Below are 14211 nucleotides of genomic sequence, written 5' to 3' on the forward strand. Positions count from 1 at the left end.
GTTTAATCATGGAAAATAAAAAAAGTGAAGAATTAGGTACAATTAAAATTGCAAATGAGGTAGTAGCTATTATTTCAGGATTGGCAGCTACTGAAGTAGAAGGAGTAGCCGGAATGAGTGGTGGAATTGCTGGTGGTATAGCAGATATGCTAGGTAGAAAGAACCTCTCTAAAGGAGTAAAAGTAGAAGTTGGAGATTCTGAAACTTCTGTTGATATTTTTGTAATTGTTGATTATGGTTCTTCAATACCAGATGTTGCCTGGAATATACAGGATAATGTAAGAAAAGCTATAGAAAGTATGACCGGTTTAAATGCTGTAGAAATAAATGTTCATGTCCAGGGCGTAGATTTTGAAAGTGAAGAAGAAATTGAAGAGAATGAGGAAGAATAAAAATAAAGGTCAAGGTTTCTTGGCCTTTATCTAAATTTTTGGGAGGGGTAGCTAATGAAACTGGCATATCGATCAATGATTTTTATTATGACAATTATTTTTATGTTTGTGAGTATAGTATTAGCTTTTTATGCTTTTGGTTTTGCCCAACAAAACTTTTTACCCGTCTTATTTGAAAATATTTATTCACAATGGGAGTATGGAATATTATTTTTATTTTTGTTTTTGGCTTCTTCAGCTATTTTATATCCTTTTTTCAATATTGAAAAAAGCTATAAAAAAACTTTAATTAATAGCACTGATCTTGGTGATGTTAATATAACCTTGGGGGCTATAGATAATCTGGTAAAAAAAATTGTAAAAAAACGAGAAGGAATTTTTGATATTAATACTGATATAGATAGTGATGATTCAGGTTTAAATATTAGTCTTTCTGTAAAAGTTTATTCTGATTATATTATCCCGGAGTTAACTAATGAATTACAGAAAGTGGTTAAGTCTTATTTGGAAGATACTACCGGAGTAACGGTTAATAGTGTTAAAATTTTAGTAAGCGAGATAGATAGTAAAAAAAATAAAGTTAAAGAAAAATAGAAGGTGGTATAATGAAAAAAGAAGAATTTTATGAAGAGCTTCTAAAAATGTTTAAAAAAGACAAAGGAAAAATTATTGGGGCTCTAATTGGTTTATTAGCAGGAATATTGTTTTTAGTAGTTGGTTTTTTTAAAACCATTTTAATAATAATATGTACCCTTATTGGTTTATACTTAGGATCAAGATGGGATGTAGAAGGTGATGTGAAAAAAATTCTACACAAAATTCTACCACCTGGAATGCACTAAAGGAGATGTAATAGATTATGTCAAAAATCACCCGTCATCAACAAAGAATATGGAGTTTGCAAATTTTATATAGTATTGATTTAAAAAATAAATTCAATCTAGAAAATGCAGAAAAAGAAATTAAAAATATAAAAGAAAAAAATAAATTAATGGAAAAAAAATATTATTTTGAAAAGTTAGTTATAGGAATAGTAGAAGATAGAAATAATTTAGATAAATATATAAATGAAAAAGCTGTGGATTGGACAATAGAAAGAATGGCTGTTATAGATCGAAATATTTTGCGTTTATCATTATATGAAATGGAAGAGGATTTAGTACCTGTTGGAGTAGCTATTAATGAAGCAGTAGAATTAGCTAAAGAATATGGTGATGATAAATCTTCTGGATTTATTAATGGAATTTTAGCCAGGACTTGATTTTTTAGTTTTTTTATATTAAAATTTATTATAAGAAATAAAGTGAGTAAATTCACAAATAAATTTTTATAATAAATTCAGAGGAGGGATAGAATGGAATGTAGAGTTTGTGGAGTTGAAACGAAAGATACTTGTTTGTGTGGTGATTGTAAAAGGCAGGTTGATTTTGTATCAAGTAAAATGACAAGTTCAAAGAAGAAAATCAATCTTCAATTTGATGAACATAGATTTTTTACAAGGGAAAGTACTGCAAATTAATTGGCTGAAATGTGAAAATTTTCACTGAATATAATATAAATATTTTGAAAAAGAAAATAATTATTAAAAACACTCCTGAAATTAAAGGAGTGTTTTAATAATTATCTTAAATTTTTTAATGTATTATTAAATTTATTTAAAAATTTGTAAACTTCATCAGGACTATTAAGAAAAAAATCAGCTTGTTTACTCATTTCTTTTTCATTTTTCACATAGATAGAAAAACCATTAATAACTGAAAAAGCGTCTTCATCTGTAGTATCATCACCTATATATATTTCAAATGGACTTTGATTTATAAAAGATTTTTTTCTTATCATTTTTACTGCTTTACCCTTATCCCATCCTTTTGGTCTTATTTCTATTATTTTTCTTCCTTCCATTACTTCAAATTGTTTTTTATCGACCAAATTATTAATAAAATTTTTAAGTTTTTTAACTTCCTTAAAATTATTTCTATAGTGAATAGAAAGTACAAATTTTTTATCTTCTAAATAAAGTTGGTCTTTATTAATTTTTTCCTTATATTTTTCTTTTATCATATTAATATAATATTTTATTTCATTTTGATTTAAATTTTTCGGATTATAATCTTTCATTTCTAAACCGTGCAGCCCGGCATAATTAATATTATTTAATTTAATTTTTTCTTTTAAATCTTCTAAATTTCTTCCGGAAATAATAGTTATATTAATAAATTTTGATTCTGATATTTTTTTGATTATGTTTTTAACACCTTTAACCGGATAAGCTGTTTTGGGATTCTTTTTAAAATGAGAGAGAGTGCCATCATAATCAAGAAAGAGCAAAATATTTTTATTTATTTTTAATTTTTGTTCTAGTTTCAAAAAATTTTCATCTTTAAGAATGTTTTTATTCATAAATATCACTCTTTCTATAAAGTTAATTATATTATAACAGCTATAAATTTTTACTTCAATTTTTTGTATTTTAAATAATTTAAAGGCGTCTCCAATTTTCATTTTTGAGATTATATTTTTTAGGATTATTTAAAATATAATTTAGTTTGTTTAATATTTTTTCTTTATCTGCAGGTAATGTTCCTTTAATTGAATAATAGTTAGAAGCATGATTTGATCTGAAAACACATTTTTTCTCAACTTTTATATTATTGATAATTTCATAAAGTTCATCTAAAACTTCGGTAGGGTTTAGTAATTGGAATTTATCATTTTTAATTTTTTTATATAAAGGAATCTCTTTTTTCACCATAAGAGTTAATGCACTTAAATATTCTGGTTCTATTTTTGAAACTAAATTACCTGTTTTTTGGGCATGTAATTTTGATTTTTCTTTACCACCTAATCCTAAAATTATTGTAATAGAATTTTTGATATTTGCTTTTTTTAACTTTTTTGCCGCTTTTAAAAAGTCTTCTGGATTAGCGCCTTTTTTCATTTCTTTTAGAACTTTTTCAGAACCAGATTCTAAACCTAAATAAACCATTTTCAATCCCTTTTTTCTTAGTTTTTTTAGATCATTTATTGATTTATCATTTATACTTTTTGGGGTAGCATAAGTAGTAATTCTGTGTAAATATTGAAATTTATTATTCAAATAATCTAATATTTTTAATAATTTATCAGTAGGTATTATTAGAGCATCACCATCAGCCAGAAAAACTCTTCGATGATTTTTATAATTTTTAAATCCTTCATCAATATCTTTTTTAATTATATCTATATCCTTAATTTTAAATTTTTTATTTTTGTACATATTACAGAATTTACATTTATTATGGGAACAACCTACTGTTGTCTGTAATATAAAACTATTTCCTTCACTGGGAGGGCGCCATATTTTGCCAACATAATCCATAAATTGATTCCACCTTTCTGAGATAATATTTATATAAAAAAACCGGGATAAAAATCCCGGTTTAATTCTATCATATTGAGTTATCTTCTAAAAGTGGGTATTTTTTCTTTATCTTCAGCTGCTTCCACCAGTTCTTTTGTTCTTTTAACATTTTCTTCATCAAATTTACTGAGATCTTCATTGTTTTCAATTGCTTCATAAATTTCATCTAATTTTTCATAAGCAATTCCAAATTCTTTTTCGTCTCTATCTCCTTCATCTCCTCTACAACCACCGGTAGGAGGACGATTAATAATTTCTTCAGGTACACCAATTTGTTCTGCAAGCTCCCAAACTTCTGATTTAGTTAAATCCCCAATTGGTCTCATATCTGTTGCTCCATCTCCATATAATGTATAATAACCAACTTTTATTTCACTTTTATTACTTGTTCCCATTACCACATAATTTAACTTTTCTGCTATATAATAAAGAGTCATCATACGTAAACGAGTTTGGATATTTTGGTCTGCTGGGTTTGGAGTAGGTATTTTTGTTTGAGGCCAATAATCTCTTTCAACTTTTTCTATATCAATATTATGAAATGTTTTTTCTAGAGCCTCATTTGCATCTTTTACATTTACTTTAATGGTTTCTAAGTCAAATTTGTCAGCTAATTTCTGAGCATATTCAACATCTTTTGTTATAGTACCTCCAGCAGGAAGCATAACTCCAAGACTATTTTCACCAAAAGCTTCTTTAGCTAAAGCACCGACTACTGAAGAATCAATACCTCCGCTTAATCCTACAAGAGCACCATCAGCATTTCTTTTTTCAACTTCTTTTTTCATCCATTCCTGTATTTCTTTACTAAGATTTTCTTTTACCATAATTATGAATACCTCCTTGATTGGTAATCATGATTATCAACTTCGTTAAACATTATAGGGAAGATGAGAAGCTATGTCAAGCTATATAGAATATTTTTTTAATTATATAGTCAATTAACTCTTTATTTCTTTGGAATATACATATATTTGGTTATTTGCGATAAAATATACATTATTTATGCAGCAATTTATAACTTTAATGTATAAAAAATATGTAATCATTTTACTGAAATATATTAATATTAAAACTTATAATGATATATTGAAGTAAAAAAATGAAGATTATTTTCAAATAAAATTTTATTAAATGCAGGATATAATATGTATATCAAGAATATTTGATATGGATAACTATTTATTTTATTAATAAATTTTTAAATAAAGAATGGGGGATTAAAATGTATAAAATTCTAGAAAAAGATGTATTGGCTCCTGCTATTAAAAGATTAAAAGTAAAAGCACCTTTAATAGCAGAAAAAACTAGACCAGGTAATTTCATAATTTTACGCGTTGATGACAAAGGAGAAAGAATACCTTTGACAATTGCTGATCATGACAAAAATACAGGCATAATAACTCTCATTTTTCAGGAAGTTGGCTATACAACAAAATTATTAGGTTCTCTTGAAGAAGGTGAAAGTATTGAAGATATTGTTGGTCCCCTGGGACAACATATAGATGTTGAAGGTTATGATAAAGTAGTATTATTAGGGGGAGGTTCAGGAACTGCTCTTTTATATCCAAAAGTGAAAGCTTTTTATGAAGCAGGTTCTGAGGTTATTGCTATTACTGGAGCTAGAACTAAGAATCTTATTTTTCTTGAAGATGAATTAGAAGAGGCCAGTGATCGATTATATGTAGCTACAGATGATGGTAGCTATGGTCACCATGGTTTTGTCACAGATATTTTAAAAGATATTTTAGAAGAAGAGAATGTAGATCTTGTTATGGCAATAGGCCCGGTACCAATGATGAAGGCAGTTACTGATATGACTAAAAAAGATAATATAAAAACAATAGTAAGTCTCAATTCTCTGATGGTAGATGGTACAGGAATGTGTGGGGCCTGTAGAGTTACTGTAGGGGGAGAGACTAAATTTACCTGTGTAGATGGGCCTGCTTTTGACGGTCATGAAGTTGACTTCGATGAACTAATGAGTAGAATAAACTTTTATGAAGATGAAGAAGAATTAGTGCAGGAAGAAGAGGTGAAATAATATGGCTTTGCAAAAAGAAAAAACACCAATGAAGAGTCAGGATCCCCAAAAAAGAATAAATAATTTTGATGAAGTACCTTTAGGATATACCGATGAAGAAGCTATGCAGGAAGCAGAAAGATGTTTACAATGCAAGCATCAGCCTTGTGTAGACGGCTGTCCTGTTAGTGTACCAATTCCTCAATTTATTAAAAAGGTAAAAGAAGGTGAATTTAGTCAAGCTAATGAAATTATTAAATCTAAAAATAATTTACCGGCTGTTTGTGGTAGAGTCTGCCCTCAGGAAGAGCAGTGTGAAGAAGTTTGTGTTATGGGAGAAAAATTTGAACCAGTAGCAATCGGTAAATTAGAAAGATTTGTTTCTGATAAAGCTCTTGAAAATGAAGATGAGAAGGATAACAAAATTGAAAAAAAGAGAGATGAAAAAGTAGCAGTAGTAGGGGCTGGCCCTGCAGGATTAACTGCAGCTGCAGATTTAGCTAAAGAAGGATTTTCAGTTACATTATTTGAATCCTTACATGCTACAGGTGGAGTTTTACGATATGGAATTCCTCAATTTAGATTACCTAAAGAAATAGTAGATCAGGAAGTGGAATTAATTAAAAATTTAGGTGTAGATATAAAATTGAATACAATTATCGGTAAAACTTTAACTATTGATGAACTTTTTGAAGATGGTTATAAAGCTGTTTTTATTGGTGCAGGAGCGGGTTTGCCACGTTTTCTTGGTTTAGAAGGAGAAAATTTAAATGGAGTTTATTCTGCAAATGAATATTTAACAAGAGTTAATTTAATGAAAGCATATAAGTATCCTGAATATAAAACTCCTATTAAAGTTGGTCATAAAGTTGCTGTAATTGGTGGAGGGAATGTAGCAATGGACTCTGCCCGTACAGCTAAAAGATTGGGAGCAGATGAAGTTACAGTAGTATATAGACGTTCTGAACCACAAATGCCAGCAAGGGATGAAGAAATTGAACATGCAAAAGAAGAAGGAATAGAGTTTAAATTATTAAATAATCCAGTTGCTTTTTATGGAGAAGATGGAAAGTTAACAAAAATGGAAGTTAAAAAAATGAAATTAGGTGAAAAGGATGATTCAGGCCGTAGACGTCCTATTCCTATTGAAGATTCAAACTGGATTATGGATGTAGATATTGTTATAATTGCTATAGGTCAAAGTCCTAATCCAGTTCTTACAAATAATACTCGAGGAATTGAAACAAAGTCCTGGGGTGGAATTAAAGTGGATGATAATTTAGAAACTACTCGAAAAGGAGTATTTGCTGGTGGTGATGTTGTTACAGGAGCTGCCACAGTAATTAAAGCTATGGGAGCTGGAAAAGAGGGTGCTAAAAATATTACTAAATACATTGATTCATTATAATTTTCAGGAGGGATATTTTTATGTCAGCTAAAATAATTGATGGAAGCAAATTAGCAGGAGAAATCAAAGAAAATCTAAAGGGAGAAATTGATGAATTAAAAAAAGAAGGAAGAGTTCCAGGCCAGGCTACCATACTTATTGGTGATGATCCTGCAGCTAAATCGTATGTAAATATGAAAAAAAAGGTTGCAAAAAATTTAGGAATAAAATCTCAGGTTCATCAACTGGACTCAAATATTGAAGAAAAGGAATTACTAAATTTAATTTATGATCTAAATAATGATCCAGAAATTGATGGTATATTGATACAATTACCACTACCAGAACATATTAATGAAACCAGGGTAATAGAAAATATGGATCCAACTAAAGATGTTGATGGATTTCACCCTCTTAATACAGGAAGGTTATTTAGTAATTTAGATGAAAATCTACATTTTGTTCCCTGTACTCCAGCAGGTGTTATGGAGCTTATAAAAAGTACAGGAGTAAAGATAAAAGGTAAAAAAGCTGTAATGGTAGGTCATAGCAATATTGTTGGTAAACCTGCAGCTCATCTATTGTTGGATGAATTTGCCACAGTTACAGTTTGTCATATCCATACAAAAGATTTAGCTAAAGAAACAAAACAGGCTGATATTTTAATCAGTGCAGCGGGTAAAGCAAATTTAATTACTGAAGATATGGTCAAAGAAGATGCAATTGTAATTGATGTAGGTATAAATAAAGTAGATGGCAAGATCACCGGTGATGTAGATTTTGAAGCAGTAAAAGAAAAAGCTTCATATATTACTCCTGTTCCTGGAGGATCAGGTCCAATGACTATTGCTATGCTAATGAAAAATACTGTTAAAGCCAGAAAATACCATGGAGTATAATAATGGCACATAAAATATATTCAGTTTCAGAATTAAATAAATATATTAATCAGATTATTAAATCAGATGAAATTTTGGCTGATCTTTATATTAAAGGTGAAATATCCAATTTTTATCATCATAATTCAGGCCATATGTATTTTACTATTAAAGATGAAAAATCAGCTGTAAAGGCTGTTATGTTTAAAAGTAGAAATAAAAACTTGAAATATGATTTGAAGGATGGTCTGGAGGTAACTGCCCATGGATCTATTGGTGTTTATGAACCACGGGGACAATATCAATTTTATGTTGATGATATAAATCCTAAAGGGAAGGGTTCTCTTTATCTTGCTTATGAGCAATTAAAAGAAAAGCTTGAAAAAGAAGGTTTATTTGCAGAAGAAGAAAAAGCAGATATTCCGGTTATACCTCACAAAATTGGAGTAGTTACTTCTCCTACAGGAGCAGCTATTAGAGACATTTTATCTGTTGTAAAAAGAAGATTTGAGAATGTCTCGTTACTTATTGTTCCTTCTTTAGTACAGGGAGATAGAGCTGCTTCACAAATAGTATCTGCAATTAAATATTTAAATAAAAAAGAAGATATTGATTTGATTATTGTTAGTCGTGGTGGAGGTTCAATTGAACAATTATGGCCTTTTAATGAAGAAAAAGTAGCGAGAGCTATTTTTGAATCGAAAATTCCAGTTATAAGTGGAGTAGGCCATGAGACAGATTTTAGTATTTCAGATTTTGTTGCTGACCTTAGAGCTCCTACGCCTTCAGCTGCTGCTGAATTAGCTATATCTAATAAAGTAGATTTAGAGAATAAACTTGATAATTTAAGTAATAGATTAGAGAAAGCTGCAGAATTAAAAATCAAAAATAGAAAAGATAAGCTTAAATCAATTGCCGAAAAGCAAGTTTTTAGAAGACCAGAAAAATTGTTTTCTGATAAAATTCAAAAATTAGACAATCTTAGTTTAAAACTTGGCTGGAATATTAAGAAAAATTTTAATGAAGCCCAAAAAAAATTTAATCTTTTAAATAGTAAATTAGATAGTCTGAGTCCTTTAAAAACTATAAAAAGAGGATATAGTGTATTAACTGATGAAAATAATACTACTGTAAAGAGTAAGGATGAAATTAATAGAGGGGATTATATATATAATATTTTAAAAGATGGAAAAATAAAAAGTGAAGTTATAGATAAAGAGGGTGAAAATCTTGAGTAAAAAAAATGAAGATATTGAATTTGAAAAAGCTTTAGAAGAACTTGAAAAAATAGTAGAAAAACTTGAATCTGGTGATTTATCTCTTTCTGAGTCCCTAGATAATTTTTCAGATGGTGTAGAATTGATTAAATACTGTAGAAATGAACTAAATAAAGCTGAAAAAAAGGTTGAAACAGTTTTAAAAGATAATGAAGGTGAATTTGGAGATATAGTTCCTTTTGATGAGGAGGAGTAAAAAGTTGTGCAATATAATTGAGGACATTAACAAAAAGGCTGAAGAAGTTGAAAAAACTCTTAAAGAATTAATGAAGAGTTTTAAACCGGTTATTTCTAAAACACTCTTTGATTCAATGGAATATAGTCTCTTTTCTGGTGGTAAAAGAATTAGGCCTGTTTTGGCAATGTATAGTGCTGAAATTGTAAATGGTGATCAAAAAACTGCCTGTAAGGTTGGGTCAGCTTTAGAGTTAATTCATACCTATTCATTAATACATGATGACCTTCCTAGTATGGATGATGATGATTACAGAAGAGGAGAAAAGGCGAATCATATTGTTTATGGCCCGGGAATAGCAATTTTAGCTGGAGATGGATTGTTGACTGGTGCTTTTGAAATTTTAAGTGATATGAATCTTGAGCCTACTAAAAAAATAAAAATAATAAAGATAATAAGTAAAAACGCCGGAGCAAACGGTATGGTAGGTGGTCAGGTATTAGATCTTGAATCTGAAGATAAAGATATTGAAATTGAGGATTTAAAAAACATTCATTTAGCAAAAACAGGAGCTCTTTTTAAAGCTGCTATTCTAGCTGGTGCCTATACAGCAAATCCTACCAAAAAAGAAATTGAAGCATTTAAAATTTATTCTGAAAAGTTAGGTTTATTATTTCAAATAACAGATGATATTCTTGATATCATTGGCGATGAAAAAAAATTAGGCAAAGCAGTAGGAAGTGATGATCAATCAAATAAAAGTACTTATCCTAAAATTCTTGGTTTAAATGGAGCAAAGAAAGAAGCTGAAAAAATGTTTACAGAAGCTCAAAAATCATTGAATATTTTTGAAGGGAAAGCTACAAAATTAAATGAATTAGCAAAATATGTTTTAAATAGAGATCATTAAAATAGAAAATAGATTTACAGCAAATTGAATGTGTATTTTTTCTATGTTATAATAATGACAGTGTATAAAAATAGCTCAGATGGTGCAGTATTCTAGTCAACACCCTATTTTTGAAGGCGGGCCTAAAAATCCGTCAAGGGCATATCGATGAAGTTTCTGGTATTGGCTGCTGACGCCCAGTCGGGGGTCGATACTGGGAGTTAAGGGATAGGGGCGATCCACAATGGCATGTGGGCGTTGACCCCTTACCCGTGGAGGCCTGGATTTTCTAGTGGCCAACGGGAAATCCAGGTTTAACCTACCTGTGTCGAAAGATGTGGGTAGTGTAGCCTGCTTTGAAGTGGTAGGGGAGAGAGTGAACTGTAGTATATTCCATACCCGGAATAGTCTATAGTTTCCTGGAAACTCCTACTGCAAAAGAAGCTAGGGAATAAGAGGTGTTGTCAAGGAAAACTTCTAGACTGTCTGAGATGGATATACTGGGGATTAAAGTGTGTTCTTAGTGGTAATCCAGTTCTGTAAAGGGAGACCTTACAGTCAGATTTTAAAGGGAAACCACCTGATTGGCGACAATAAGGGAATCTGCAGGGAAAACCTACTGGACCTAAGTCACAGCATTTACCCAGGATATTACCATCTGAGCTAGTTTTATATCTATCTTTATAATTATGATAATATTTTTTCAATAACTGAGGTGAATTAATAATTGGATAATTTTAAAGCAAGTTTATTTATTGCTTTAGTTACATTTATTATTGCAATAGTAGTATCTTTTATTTCTCAATCAAGAGTACATGGAATGAGTCTGATACCAGCAGTTATAATTCTACTAATAATAATTTTCACCGGTGTTTTTTCTGATATGATTGGAGTGGCTGCAACTGTTGCCAGAGAAGAGCCATTTAATGCTAAGGCAGCCAAAAAAGTTTTTGGCGCTAAAGAAGGTCTTTATTTAGCTAAACATGGCGAAAGAGTTGCAAGTTTAATGTGTGACATTGTTGGTGATATATGTGGTACAATAAGTGGAGCAATAGGTGCTGTTATTGTTTTACGAATAGTTAGTAATTTTTCTTTTCCTCAAACTCCTATAAATCTTGTTCTTATTGGTTTGATTTCTGCGCTTACTGTAGGGGGAAAAGCTTATTGTAAAAGATTTGCTATGAGAAAATCTGAAGAGATTATTTTTTTTGTAGGGAAAATTTTGGCATTTTTAAAAATGATAAAAAATGTATTTGTAAGAAAAATAAGAGGTGTATATTTAAATGAGTAAAATTTTAGATAATATTAATAATCCTGATGACTTAAATTCTTTGAATAACGAAGAGTTAGATAAATTAGCTTCGGAAATTCGAGAATTTATTATAAATAAACTTTCGGAAACTGGAGGACATCTTGCTCCTAATCTTGGTGTGGTTGAGCTAACTTTGGCTTTACACCAACATTTAAATAGTCCAAAAGATAAAATAATTTGGGATGTTGGCCATCAAAGTTACACACATAAAATAATTACAGGTCGTAAAGATCAGTTTTCAACAATACGTCAGAAAAATGGAATAAGTGGATATCCAAAATCTAAAGAAAGCATTCACGATATAATTGAAACAGGTCATACAGCAACTTCTATTTCTTCAGCTTTAGGTTTATCTTTAGCAAGAGATTTAAAAGGGAGAAATGATAAGGTTTATGCAATAATAGGTGATGGTGCTTTAACCGGTGGTATGGCTTTTGAAGCTCTAAATCATGCAGGACATCTTGGTGTTGATTTTAATGTAATATTAAATGATAATGAAATGTCAATTGCTTCAAATGTAGGAGCCCTATCTCATTATCTTTCTAATGTTAGAAGTGATCCAAAACTCAAAAAATTAAAAGAAGATCTTGAATTTTTATTAAATAAAATTCCTAAAATAGGAAATAGAGTTTCCAATACTGTAGAGAGAGTTAAAAATGGGTTAAAATATACTATTATTCCAGGTATATTATTTGAAGAAATGGGCTTTACTTATATTGGTCCTGTAGATGGACATAATATATCAAAATTAAAAGAAAGTATGCAAAAAGCAGATAAAGTAAAAGGACCTTCTATTATTCATGTTAATACAATTAAAGGAAAAGGTTATAAACCAGCTGAAAAAAATCCGGCTAATTATCATGGAGTTGGAGCTTTTGATATTGAAACTGGAAAATCTAAAAGTACTAAAGATAATTTAACATATAGTCAGGTTTTTGGAAAAACAATGGTTAAATTGGGAAAAAAGGATAAAGATATTGTGGGAATTACTGCAGCAATGCCTAAAGGAACAGGATTAGAAATTTTCGAAAAAGAATTTCCAGATAGAAGTTTTGATGTCGGTATTGCTGAACAACATGCTGTAACTTTAAGTGCTGGTTTAGCTAGAGGAGGTAAAAAACCAGTTGTAGCTCTTTATTCTACTTTTTTACAAAGAGCCTATGATCAGGTGATACATGATTTGTGTATCCAAAATCTACCTGTTAGTATTGCGATTGATAGAGCTGGAATAGTTGGTAATGATGGTGAAACTCATCAAGGAGCCTTTGATTATTCTTATTTGCGTGCTATACCAAATATGACAGTTATGGCCCCAATGGATGAAAACGAATTACAACATATGTTATATACATCAGTAAATTATTCATATCCTACTGCAGTTCGTTATCCTAGAGGTGAAGGTTTGGGAGTTGAATTAGATAAAGATCTTAATAAAATTGAGATTGGAAAAGGTGAAGTTTTAAAAGAAGGTAAAGATCTTTTATTACTGGCTGTTGGTTCTATGGTAAAACCAGCTAAAAACGCTGCTGAAATTCTTGAAAAAGAAGGGATATCAGTATCTGTAATAAATGCTCGTTTTATTAAACCACTTGACCGAGAACTGATTACAGAATATGTTAAGAAAAATAATAAGGTAATTACAATTGAAGAACAGGCTTTAAAAGGTGGTTTTGGTAGTGCGGTGTTAGAGTTGTTAAATGATAAAAACATAAAAAATTATGAATTGAAAAGAATGGGTATTCCTGATAATTTTGTTTTACATGGAGATCAGGATGAAATGAGAGCAGAATACAATCTTGATCAACGTGGAATTGTTGAATTTTCCTTAAAATTTCTTAATAAAAGGCCGGAGGTAGATTTATGGCCCAAAAAGAACGCATAGATATTTTATTGGCAGAAAAAGGTATTTATTCAAGCAGAAGTAAAGCCAAAAGAGCTATTATGGCAGGCAAGATATATGTAAATAATCAACTGGTAGATAAAGCAGGAACAAAAGTCGAAAAAAATTCTGATATTAGAGTTAAAGGCCGAAAAATTCCCTATGTCAGTCGAGGTGGTTTGAAACTTGAAAAGGCATTGGATGTATTTTCAATTGATGTTAAAAATAAAGAAGCAATTGATATAGGAGCTTCTACTGGAGGTTTTACTGATTGTCTTTTACAAAATGGAGCTAAAAAGGTATATGCTATTGATGTTGGTTATGGTCAGTTAGCCTGGAAACTTCGTCAGGATGAGAGAGTAGAAGTGAAAGAACGCTGTAATTTTCGTTATCTCACACCTGATGAATTCCCAGTAAAAGTTCCTTTGATTGTCACAGATGTATCTTTTATCTCACTCAAATTGATAATACCACAAGCTCTTAAATTTCTTTCTAAAAATGGAGAATTTGTAGCTTTAGTAAAACCTCAATTTGAAGCTGGCAGGGAAAGAGTAGGAAAAAATGGTCTTGTAAAAGATAAAAATGTGCATATAGATATT

At 30.1% G+C, this 14211-nt stretch carries 17 protein-coding genes; 14 read left to right on the forward strand and 3 right to left on the reverse strand.

What is annotated here, in order from left to right; all coding sequences use genetic code 11:
- The first annotated feature begins 8 nt into the window (after positions 1-8).
- The 5 genes from VJ881_08535 (at position 9) to VJ881_08555 (ending at position 1911) form a co-directional block, all read left to right on the forward strand.
- Positions 9-392 carry an Asp23/Gls24 family envelope stress response protein gene (locus VJ881_08535; GenBank protein HKL76101.1) on the forward strand — a complete coding sequence of 128 codons (384 nt, stop codon included), beginning with the start codon at positions 9-11 and terminating at the stop codon, positions 390-392.
- A gap of 54 nt (positions 393-446) precedes the next feature.
- Positions 447-986: an alkaline shock response membrane anchor protein AmaP gene (amaP, locus tag VJ881_08540; protein HKL76102.1), complete on the forward strand. Its 540-nt coding sequence runs from the start codon at positions 447-449 to the stop codon at positions 984-986.
- 11 nt (positions 987-997) lie between these two features.
- A complete protein-coding gene (locus tag VJ881_08545; protein ID HKL76103.1) occupies positions 998-1234 on the forward strand; it encodes a DUF2273 domain-containing protein in 237 nt (78 codons plus the stop codon).
- 17 nt (positions 1235-1251) lie between these two features.
- Positions 1252-1653, forward strand: coding sequence for a transcription antitermination factor NusB (gene nusB, locus VJ881_08550; GenBank protein HKL76104.1), 402 nt, complete (start codon positions 1252-1254; stop codon positions 1651-1653).
- 93 nt (positions 1654-1746) lie between these two features.
- The gene (locus VJ881_08555) at positions 1747-1911 is read left to right on the forward strand and encodes a hypothetical protein (protein HKL76105.1); all 165 of its coding nucleotides are present in this window, start codon (positions 1747-1749) and stop codon (positions 1909-1911) included.
- A gap of 101 nt (positions 1912-2012) precedes the next feature.
- Here VJ881_08555 and otsB read toward each other — a convergent pair whose 3' ends face one another.
- The 3 genes from otsB to nadE form a co-directional block, all read right to left on the reverse strand.
- Positions 2013-2792, reverse strand: a complete 780-nt coding sequence (gene otsB / locus VJ881_08560) for a trehalose-phosphatase (protein ID HKL76106.1) — start codon at positions 2790-2792, stop codon at positions 2013-2015.
- A 79-nt stretch (positions 2793-2871) separates the two neighbouring features.
- On the reverse strand, positions 2872-3750 hold the full coding sequence (locus VJ881_08565; protein HKL76107.1) for a radical SAM protein: 879 nt from the start codon (positions 3748-3750) through the stop codon (positions 2872-2874).
- A gap of 80 nt (positions 3751-3830) precedes the next feature.
- Positions 3831-4619 (reverse strand): NAD(+) synthase, encoded by a 789-nt coding sequence (nadE, locus tag VJ881_08570; protein ID HKL76108.1) that lies wholly within the window; start codon positions 4617-4619, stop codon positions 3831-3833.
- 398 nt (positions 4620-5017) lie between these two features.
- Here nadE and VJ881_08575 point away from each other — a divergent pair, with 398 nt between their 5' ends.
- The 9 genes from VJ881_08575 to VJ881_08615 all read left to right on the forward strand — a co-directional run.
- On the forward strand, positions 5018-5836 hold the full coding sequence (locus VJ881_08575; GenBank protein HKL76109.1) for a sulfide/dihydroorotate dehydrogenase-like FAD/NAD-binding protein: 819 nt from the start codon (positions 5018-5020) through the stop codon (positions 5834-5836).
- 1 nt (position 5837) lies between these two features.
- Positions 5838-7223: an NADPH-dependent glutamate synthase gene (gene gltA, locus VJ881_08580; protein ID HKL76110.1), complete on the forward strand. Its 1386-nt coding sequence runs from the start codon at positions 5838-5840 to the stop codon at positions 7221-7223.
- 20 nt (positions 7224-7243) lie between these two features.
- Positions 7244-8101 carry a tetrahydrofolate dehydrogenase/cyclohydrolase catalytic domain-containing protein gene (locus tag VJ881_08585; protein ID HKL76111.1) on the forward strand — a complete coding sequence of 286 codons (858 nt, stop codon included), beginning with the start codon at positions 7244-7246 and terminating at the stop codon, positions 8099-8101.
- A gap of 2 nt (positions 8102-8103) precedes the next feature.
- On the forward strand, positions 8104-9318 hold the full coding sequence (gene xseA, locus VJ881_08590) for an exodeoxyribonuclease VII large subunit (protein ID HKL76112.1): 1215 nt from the start codon (positions 8104-8106) through the stop codon (positions 9316-9318).
- A complete protein-coding gene (locus VJ881_08595; protein ID HKL76113.1) occupies positions 9311-9553 on the forward strand; it encodes an exodeoxyribonuclease VII small subunit in 243 nt (80 codons plus the stop codon). Before xseA ends, VJ881_08595 begins: the two co-directional genes overlap by 8 nt.
- Positions 9554-9557: 4 nt before the next feature.
- The gene (locus VJ881_08600) at positions 9558-10442 is read left to right on the forward strand and encodes a farnesyl diphosphate synthase (protein ID HKL76114.1); all 885 of its coding nucleotides are present in this window, start codon (positions 9558-9560) and stop codon (positions 10440-10442) included.
- Between the two features lie 706 nt (positions 10443-11148).
- The gene (locus VJ881_08605; protein HKL76115.1) at positions 11149-11712 is read left to right on the forward strand and encodes a hypothetical protein; all 564 of its coding nucleotides are present in this window, start codon (positions 11149-11151) and stop codon (positions 11710-11712) included.
- Complete coding sequence (gene dxs, locus VJ881_08610; GenBank protein HKL76116.1) at positions 11705-13615, forward strand: 1-deoxy-D-xylulose-5-phosphate synthase; 1911 nt, start codon at positions 11705-11707, stop codon at positions 13613-13615. The genes VJ881_08605 and dxs overlap by 8 nt, the downstream gene beginning before the upstream one ends.
- The coding region (locus VJ881_08615; GenBank protein HKL76117.1) for a TlyA family RNA methyltransferase at positions 13594-14211 on the forward strand (618 nt) is incomplete at its 3' end. The genes dxs and VJ881_08615, both read left to right, overlap by 22 nt.

Source organism: Halanaerobiales bacterium, from assembly GCA_035270125.1.
Lineage (GTDB): Bacteria > Bacillota > Halanaerobiia > Halanaerobiales > DATFIM01 > DATFIM01.

Excerpts from the sequence above, each read along its gene's own strand:
- xseA (HKL76112.1), top strand. The coding sequence starts at position 8,104 with ATGGCACATAAAATATATTCAGTTTCAGAATTAAATAAATATATTAAT.
- VJ881_08535 (HKL76101.1), top strand. The coding sequence starts at position 9 with ATGGAAAATAAAAAAAGTGAAGAATTAGGTACAATTAAAATTGCAAAT.
- VJ881_08565 (HKL76107.1), bottom strand. The coding sequence starts at position 3,750 with ATGGATTATGTTGGCAAAATATGGCGCCCTCCCAGTGAAGGAAATAGT.
- nadE (HKL76108.1), bottom strand. The coding sequence starts at position 4,619 with ATGGTAAAAGAAAATCTTAGTAAAGAAATACAGGAATGGATGAAAAAA.
- VJ881_08575 (HKL76109.1), top strand. The coding sequence starts at position 5,018 with ATGTATAAAATTCTAGAAAAAGATGTATTGGCTCCTGCTATTAAAAGA.
- VJ881_08545 (HKL76103.1), top strand. The coding sequence starts at position 998 with ATGAAAAAAGAAGAATTTTATGAAGAGCTTCTAAAAATGTTTAAAAAA.
- gltA (HKL76110.1), top strand. The coding sequence starts at position 5,838 with ATGGCTTTGCAAAAAGAAAAAACACCAATGAAGAGTCAGGATCCCCAA.
- VJ881_08585 (HKL76111.1), top strand. The coding sequence starts at position 7,244 with ATGTCAGCTAAAATAATTGATGGAAGCAAATTAGCAGGAGAAATCAAA.
- VJ881_08555 (HKL76105.1), top strand. The coding sequence starts at position 1,747 with ATGGAATGTAGAGTTTGTGGAGTTGAAACGAAAGATACTTGTTTGTGT.
- nusB (HKL76104.1), top strand. The coding sequence starts at position 1,252 with ATGTCAAAAATCACCCGTCATCAACAAAGAATATGGAGTTTGCAAATT.
- dxs (HKL76116.1), top strand. The coding sequence starts at position 11,705 with ATGAGTAAAATTTTAGATAATATTAATAATCCTGATGACTTAAATTCT.
- otsB (HKL76106.1), bottom strand. The coding sequence starts at position 2,792 with ATGAATAAAAACATTCTTAAAGATGAAAATTTTTTGAAACTAGAACAA.
- amaP (HKL76102.1), top strand. The coding sequence starts at position 447 with ATGAAACTGGCATATCGATCAATGATTTTTATTATGACAATTATTTTT.